The sequence below is a fragment of the Stenotrophomonas sp. NPDC077659 genome (genome assembly GCF_050268705.1).
Lineage (GTDB): Bacteria > Pseudomonadota > Gammaproteobacteria > Xanthomonadales > Xanthomonadaceae > Stenotrophomonas.
Genome location: NZ_JBNNHG010000175.1, coordinates 1 through 7,205 on the forward strand (window position 1 = coordinate 1; position 7,205 = coordinate 7,205).

The 7,205-nt window shown below is 65.3% G+C and carries 7 protein-coding genes, 1 tRNA gene and 2 pseudogenes; 7 read left to right on the top strand and 3 right to left on the bottom strand.

Annotation, left to right across the window (positions count from 1 at the left end; genetic code table 11):
* A pseudogene (locus tag ACQKDV_RS17350) lies at window positions 1-462 on the top strand (oxygen-independent coproporphyrinogen III oxidase); the annotation flags it as partial.
* A 9-nt stretch (window positions 463-471) separates the two neighbouring features.
* On the opposite strand, the gene ACQKDV_RS17355 reads toward ACQKDV_RS17350, so the two are convergent.
* On the bottom strand, window positions 472-771 hold the full coding sequence (locus ACQKDV_RS17355) for a DUF1176 domain-containing protein (RefSeq protein ID WP_427785395.1): 300 nt from the start codon (window positions 769-771) through the stop codon (window positions 472-474).
* On the opposite strand from ACQKDV_RS17355, the gene ACQKDV_RS17360 reads away from it, so the two are divergent.
* Window positions 652-1,041 carry a hypothetical protein gene (locus ACQKDV_RS17360; protein WP_427785389.1) on the top strand — a complete coding sequence of 130 codons (390 nt, stop codon included), beginning with the start codon at window positions 652-654 and terminating at the stop codon, window positions 1,039-1,041. The two genes, ACQKDV_RS17355 and ACQKDV_RS17360, sit on opposite strands and share 120 nt — an antisense overlap.
* A gap of 3 nt (window positions 1,042-1,044) precedes the next feature.
* The gene (locus ACQKDV_RS17365; protein WP_427785390.1) at window positions 1,045-1,593 is read left to right on the top strand and encodes a hypothetical protein; all 549 of its coding nucleotides are present in this window, start codon (window positions 1,045-1,047) and stop codon (window positions 1,591-1,593) included.
* 156 nt (window positions 1,594-1,749) lie between these two features.
* Here the strand turns inward: ACQKDV_RS17365 and ACQKDV_RS17370 are convergent.
* Window positions 1,750-2,020 (bottom strand): annotated as a pseudogene (locus ACQKDV_RS17370) (transposase); the annotation flags it as partial.
* A 220-nt stretch (window positions 2,021-2,240) separates the two neighbouring features.
* A tRNA-Leu gene (locus ACQKDV_RS17375) sits at window positions 2,241-2,327 on the bottom strand.
* 139 nt (window positions 2,328-2,466) lie between these two features.
* On the opposite strand from ACQKDV_RS17375, the gene ACQKDV_RS17380 reads away from it, so the two are divergent.
* The 4 genes from ACQKDV_RS17380 to ACQKDV_RS17395 all read left to right on the top strand — a co-directional run bounded on the left by ACQKDV_RS17380 (window position 2,467) and on the right by ACQKDV_RS17395 (window position 7,038).
* Window positions 2,467-3,465: a TraB/GumN family protein gene (locus tag ACQKDV_RS17380; protein ID WP_427785391.1), complete on the top strand. Its 999-nt coding sequence runs from the start codon at window positions 2,467-2,469 to the stop codon at window positions 3,463-3,465.
* Window positions 3,466-3,530: 65 nt separating this feature from the next.
* Window positions 3,531-3,977: a BLUF domain-containing protein gene (locus ACQKDV_RS17385; protein ID WP_427785397.1), complete on the top strand. Its 447-nt coding sequence runs from the start codon at window positions 3,531-3,533 to the stop codon at window positions 3,975-3,977.
* Window positions 3,978-4,085: 108 nt separating this feature from the next.
* Complete coding sequence (locus ACQKDV_RS17390; protein ID WP_427785392.1) at window positions 4,086-5,372, top strand: nucleotide sugar dehydrogenase; 1,287 nt, start codon at window positions 4,086-4,088, stop codon at window positions 5,370-5,372.
* A 43-nt stretch (window positions 5,373-5,415) separates the two neighbouring features.
* Entirely contained in the window at window positions 5,416-7,038 is a 1,623-nt protein-coding gene (locus ACQKDV_RS17395) for an FMN-binding glutamate synthase family protein (RefSeq protein ID WP_427785394.1), read from the top strand.
* The last annotated feature ends 167 nt before the right edge of the window (window positions 7,039-7,205 follow it).

Genomic DNA, 7,205 nt, shown 5'->3' on the forward strand with positions numbered 1-7,205 from the left:
CAGCTGCATCGCAATTTCATGGGCTATACCACCCATGCCGACACCGACCTGGTGGGTCTGGGCGTCAGTGCGATCAGCCACGTGGGTGCCACCTACAGCCAGAACCCACGTGATCTGCCGTCGTGGGAAGCGGCGGTGGACCAAGGCCAGCTGCCGGTCTGGCGCGGTGTTGCACTCAGCGAGGACGACCAGCTGCGCGCCGAGCTGATCCAGCAGTTGATGTGCCAGGGCGAGGTGGATGTGCGTGCTCTGGGCCAGCGCCATGGCGTGCAGTTCGAGGAGTACTTCGCCCAGGACCTGCAGGCCGTGCAGCGGCTGCAGCAGGATGGTCTGGCCGAATACAGCAACGGCGTGGTGCGCACCAGCGAACCGGGGAGGCCGCTGCTGCGTCTGCTGGCCATGTGCTTCGACCCGTATCTGCGGGCTGCGCAGGAACAGCCGCGTTATTCGCGGGCGATCTGAGCGCGTTGGTCAGCGCGGTTCGGGCGCGGGGGTGTCACGCGGTGGTCCGGACTCGCGCGCAACGTCGACAGGGCTGCCTGCGGTGCGGAACACGGTTGGCCAATCGCCGGGCTCGCCGCCCAGGCAGTCGGGCTGCAGCTGCACAGTCTCGGGCCGGAAGGCCGCGCCGTCCCAGCGCCAGCTCGTGGCATGGCCGCAATCGCCGCCGCCCCGGTAGAAGGTGGTTTCGGTGAAGCGCTGGCAGTTTTCGACGCGCCGGCATCTATGGCAGGTCCCAGGGACGCATTCGTCAAGCGAATGTGCACCGATGAGGGGCGTGCTGTTCTGAACAATTGGACAGCGCGGTCAGAGATCTTGAATACATCCGAGGGGAGGGTGGAAATTCCGCTCATCGCTTCAAATGCCTCACAGCTACAGGCAATCATATTGGCTGGTGGTGAGAAGCTTGACGAAAGGGTTATAGGCAGTATCTGCGGCAACAACACCAATTCATTGACGGGCCAGAACTATCGAACCTTCTACGGGAAATGGTATGACGGGAACGTCGGCGTACAATCCCTTCCTGGAACGGAGGTCTGAAGTATGAAGACCAGCATTCTCACTGCACTGGCGGCGTTGTCGATACTCCATGTGGCGCCCTTGCACGTGCGCGCGGAGGGCGCGGATCCATCCATTCCGAAAGCCTCAGAACCAGCGTCTCGCGAAGACCAGAAGGCTTTGTGGAAGAAGGTGGAACAACTCGCATTTGCGACCGTCGCAGGGACGGATAGCGTCAAGCGTGCTGCTGCGATGGATCGTGGGCGTCTGCCTGATGGCGGGGCATACGATTTGGCTATCGGCGACCGACTCACTGGCACAAATGTTGCGCTGCAGCTCGATCCTGTTGGAAAGCTGGAAGCGCTTTCGTTCGACCTTCGCGGAGGCTGTGTCTCGACGCGAACTCTCCTGTCCCAGTACCCTGATCTGCTCGTTCTCCAGGTTCCATATGACCCCCGGGCCAATTCGCTTGTAGGCACCACTATCGGAGGTGCCTTGGTCACATTCAGAATGGCCCCAGGGCCGGGGCCTTGCGCGCTGGGCGTGACCGTTCAGACCGTTGAGATGGCTAAGGCCCATCTCCTGCTGCGTTGAGGACACGCGCCGCCGGTCGTTGCGCGCCGGCGGCGCCCAAGGGAAGCCTGAACAATCTTCGTTGAGCGCAGCATTTCCAGCACCGGAGTGATCCGGAGCCGTTGGAGGCAGAGGATTGCCATGTTCTTCCTCCCTCGAGGTGCCCTTGTGGGCACCTCACGACGGAGTGCCCCTGTGCGGCATCAACTGCCGGCGCGCCATCCACAGATTGGGCAGCGCGAACAGGGTGAGCACCTGTGCGGTGTTCTTGGCCAGTCCCCGGTAGCGCACCTTGGTGTAGCCGAAATGCCGCTTGATCACCCGGAACGGATGCTCGACCTTGGCACGCAGGCTGGCCTTGCAGCTCTCCCAGCGCTCAAAAGTCGCCGAACACGGATTCTTCTTGGCCGTGCAGCAGCTTATGGGTGAGGGTCACGTCGCCTACATTGACGTAGCGCCGCATGGCTTCCTGCAGCGACTTGTCTGGCAGCTTCCCTCCCCGCAGCTCGGCCTCGCGCTCAAGAGCCCACTTCGCAGCTTCCTGCTTCATGCGCGTGGTGGTCGAGTCGCCGCGAACGCCTGCCACGTACACCTGCACGCGCCACTCGTTCCCTGATCGTTGGATGCTGGCCATGGCCGCATGAGCGTTGGCTCCCCAAAACATGCGATGGTGCCCGGAGCCGGAATCGAACCGGCATGGGGTTGCCCCCGGCGGATTTTAAGTCCGATGCGTCTACCAGTTTCGCCATCCGGGCCTGCAGCGCGCGCCGATTGTAACGGAATCGTGGCCGATGCCGGCGGATAACGCGGCTTTTACGCAGCTGGCTGCGGCGCTGGTTACAGTCCGCCCACTCTCCCGGGAATGGCGACATGCACGGACATGGCAGGCAATGGATGCAATGGGCTCTGGCGCTGGCCGCAGCGCTTGCGACCGGGACGGTGCTGGCGCAGTCGGCCCCACCGCACGCCGATGCGGTGGTCGATCTGGACACGGTCCAGGTGAGCGGTGAACAGCCTGGGCCGGGGCTGTGGAAGGTGACTGGCCCGCAGGGCCATGTGCTGTGGATCCTCGGCACGGTATCGCCGCTGCCGGCGCGGATGGAATGGCGATCGGACGAGGTCGAACGCACCATTGCCAGCGTCGATCATGTGCTGGGTGAGCCGGGCTTCGGGCTGGACGCGAAGATTGGCTTCTTCAAGGGCCTGACGTTGCTGCCGCTGGCGAAGAAGACGGCGCGCGACCCGCAGGGCCGCACGTTGGACCAGGTGCTGCCAGCACCGACCTACGCCCGCTGGCTGGGGCTGAAGCAGACCTTCCTGGGCAATGATCGCGGCGTGGAGAAGGATCGCCCGCTGGTGGCCTCCGGCCGGCTCTACCAGGCGTTCCTCAAGCGCAACGGCCTGCGCGACAGCAGGCAGGTCAAGGAGGCGCTCAAGCGGTCCTACAAGGCCCGCGACCTGGAACCGGAAGACGTGCAGGTCAAGCTGAAGATCGATGACCTGCGTGGCGCGCTGAAGGAATTGCAGGCCTCGCAGGTGGATGATCGTGCGTGCTTCGAACGGACGCTCGACACGGTGGAGTTCCAGGCGCCGGTGCTGCGCGAGCGCGCCAATGCCTGGGCGCTGGGGGATATCGCCGCGTTGAAGCGGCTGCCCGTGTCGGCGATGGCGCAGAGCTGCCGTGAGATGCTGCAGGACTCGGAGTTCGTGCGCCGGCGCGGCTGGAGCAACCTGCCGCAGCAGGTGCGTGGGCGTTGGCTGCAGGCCGCCGATGCTGCACTTGCCAGGCATGCAGGTACCTTCGCCACGATGCCGGTCAGCCAGCTGCTGGGCGAGGGCTACCTGGAAGAACTGTCGCAGCGTGGCTACGTGATCGAGGCACCGCCGGAATAGTCAACGCTTGAAGTCCTTGCGCTTCCTGTCATATTTCCCGTTATCAGGGGAAGGGGGCGTTGAAGATGGCGTTGCATGCGTTTGCCTATGTCAGCACGGCCAGGGCGGGCTTGGACCTGCCCGAACTCGATGCGCTGCTGGCCGACGTAACCCTCTTCAACCGCATGGCCGGCGTGACCGGTGTCCTCATGTTCGATGGCGGCCGCTTCCTGCAGTATATCGAAGGGCCGCGCGACGGCATTGAATCGGTGCATGCGCGCATTCTCAACGCGCGCCGCCACGGCAGCATCAGTGAGCTGGCCGCAGGCGAACTGCAGGCGCGCTGGTTCCCGCGCTGGACCATGGCCAGCTGCATGGTTGAACCCGGCGCGCTGGACAGCATCGTCGCCGCGCCGTGGCATGGCTTCGAAAGCGGGCCGCACTCGCGCAGCCATGGCTTCGCCCTGCTGCTGCGTGCCTGGACCGGCGGCCATGGTGAACTGGAGCCGGCTGCGGTCAGCCTGGGCTCCTGAGGCCGGCGTGGCCTGTCGCCGCCGGGGCGGTTACCCTTGGCGCATGTTTGCTTCCACGCCGGCCATCCGCATGAACCACCCCCTGACGCTGCCCTCCGGACCTGGCGCATGAGCGCATCCATCAGCGCTGCGCATCTGCCGCTGCCAGCGGTGATCGGCCTGGGCTACGTCGGACTGCCATTGGCGGTGGCCTTCGGCCGGCACATGCCGACCCTGGGCTACGACATCGACGCCGCACGCATCGCCGAGCTGGGCAGCGGCCAGGATCACACCCTGGAAATGGAGCCGGAGGAACTGGTAGCGGCTGTGCAGCTGAGTTACAGCAGCGACCCCGCGCAGCTGGACGCGTGCAACGTCTACATCGTCACCGTGCCCACGCCGATCGATGCCTACGAGCAGCCGGACCTGGAGCCGCTGCGTTCGGCCACGCGGCGGGTCGCCAGCCATCTGCGTGCAGGGGATCTGGTCATCTACGAATCCACCGTCTACCCGGGTACCACCGAGGAAGTGTGCGTGCCGCTGCTGGAAGAAGGCTCCGGGCTGCGCTTCAACGAAGATTTCTACTGCGGTTACAGCCCCGAACGGGTCAGCCCCGGTGATCGCCAGCGGCGCCTGGCCGATATCCGCAAGATCACCTCCGGCTCGACGCCGGCAGTGGCGGCGGTTGTCGATGGCCTGTACCAGCGCATCATCGCCGCCGGCACCTTCCCGGCGCCGTCGATGCGCGTGGCCGAGGCGGCCAAGGTGGTGGAGAACATCCAGCGCGACGTCAACATCGCCCTGGTCAACGAACTGGCATTGATCTTCGACCGGCTCGGCATCGATACCCAGGACGTGCTGGACGCGGCTGGCAGCAAGTGGAACTTCCTGCCGTTCCGCCCCGGCCTGGTGGGCGGCCATTGCATCGGCGTGGACCCGTACTACCTGCTGCACAAATCCGAGAGCGTGGGCTACCACCCGGACCTGATCCACACCGCGCGGCAGGTCAACAACCGTGTCGGCGAACACGTGGCTGCGCGCGTGCTGGCGATGCTGGCCGAGCGGGGCCGCATGCCTGCGCAGTCGCGCATCCTGGTGCTGGGCGTGACCTTCAAGGAAGACTGCCCGGACCTGCGCAACAGCCGCGCGCTGGAGCTGGCGCAGCGCCTGCAGTCGTCCGGTGCGCAGGTGCAGGTGAGTGACCCGTGGGTCGGACCGGCGGCACTGGCCGATGCCAACGTGCATTGGGTGGCCGAACCGCAGGCAGGGCACTACGATGCCGTCGTGCTGGCGGTGGCCCATGCCAGCTTCAGAACGTTGGACGAAGGCCGCATCCGCGCGCTGCTGGCGCCGGGCGGGCTGGTCTACGACGTGAAGTCCGCGTGGCCGCGCAGCGTGGTCGACGACCGCCTGTAGACACCCGCACGGTAGACTGTGGCGGTTGCAACCGAGGAACGCCATGCACCGGTATATCGTCTACCTGCTCGCCATCGTGCTGTTTCCCCTGTGCCTCTGGTTGGCCACGATCTGGCCGGCCTGGTATTGGGGCGTCGGCCTGACCGCCGCGATGGTGGCACTGGGCACCTGGGATCTGCTGCAGAAGCGCAGCACCCTGCGCCGCAACTATCCTGTGATGGCGCACTTCCGCTACGGGCTGGAGTCCATCGGGCCGGAAATCCGCCAGTATTTCGTGCAGAGCGACCTGGAGGACGTGCCGTTCTCGCGCCAGCAGCGAGCGCTGATCTACCAGCGCGCCAAGAACGAGATGGACACGGTTCCCTTCGGTACCCTGCGCAGTACCTATGCGGTGGACTACGAGTGGATCAATCATTCACTGGCTCCCACCACCATCGCCGCGCATGACTTCCGCGTGTTGATCGGCCCCACCTGCGCCAAGCCCTATTCGGCCAGCGTGTTCAACATCTCGGCAATGAGCTTTGGCTCGCTGTCGGCCAACGCCATCCGCGCACTGAACGAGGGCGCGCGCCGCGGTGGCTTCTACCACGACACCGGGGAGGGCTCGATTTCGCCGTATCACCGCGAGATGGGCGGCGATCTGGTCTGGGAAATCGGTTCGGGCTACTTCGGCTGCCGCGACGAGAAGGGCGGTTTCAGCGAGGAACGCTTCATCGCCAATGCCACCCACGATCAGGTCAGGATGATCGAGATCAAGCTGTCACAGGGTGCCAAGCCGGGACACGGTGGCGTGCTGCCGGCACCGAAGGTGACGGCCGAAATCTCCGCCACCCGCGGCGTACCGATGGGCGTGGACTGCGTGTCCCCGTCACGCCATTCGGCGTTCTCCACGCCGGTGGAACTGCTGCAGTTCGTGGCCCGCCTGCGTGAGCTGTCCGGTGGCAAGCCGGTGGGTTTCAAGCTGGCCATTGGCCACCCTTGGGAATGGTTCGGTATTGCCAAGGCCATGCAGGAAACCGGCCTGCTGCCGGACTTCATCGTGGTCGATGGCGCGGAGGGCGGTACCGGCGCGGCCCCGGCCGAGTTCGTCGATCACGTGGGCGTGCCGATGCACGAGGCGCTGCTGCTGGTGCACAACACCCTGGTCGGCCTGGACCTGCGTGAGCGCATCCGCATCGGTGCGGCCGGCAAGATCACCAGTGCCTTCGAGATCGCCCGCACCATCGCGCTCGGCGCGGACTGGTGCAATGCCGGCCGCGGTTTCATGTTCGCCCTCGGCTGCATCCAGTCGCTGAGCTGCCATACCGACAAGTGCCCGACCGGCATCGCCACCCAGAACCCGGCGCGCTGGAAGCATCTGGATGCACCGGACAAGGCCACGCGCGTGCACAGCTACCACGAGCACACCCTGCATGCGCTGAAGGAACTGCTGTGTGCGGCGGGCCTGAACGATCCGGCCGAGCTTGGGCCGGAACACATCCTGCGCCGCGTGTCGCCGGTCGAGATCCGTTCGCTGGCCTCGCTGTACCGCTATCTGGAGCCGGGCGAGCTTCTGCACAAAGTGCCGGACCATGCGGTATTCCACTCGTTCTGGGCCGAAGCACGCAGCGATTCGTTCCAGCCGCCGCCGCGCATCCAGGCACTGCGCGCCAGCAAATCGCGATAACGGTTGTGTAGAGTCGAGCCATGCTCGACTGCGCTGCTTCTGTAGAGTCGAGCCATGCTCGACTGGATGGAAAAAGCAGTCGAGCATGGCTCGACTCTACAAAGGGATTGGAAGGAGATAACAACACGCCCGACCCAAGAAGTTGGCCCACAGGGGGCGCGGGGGAA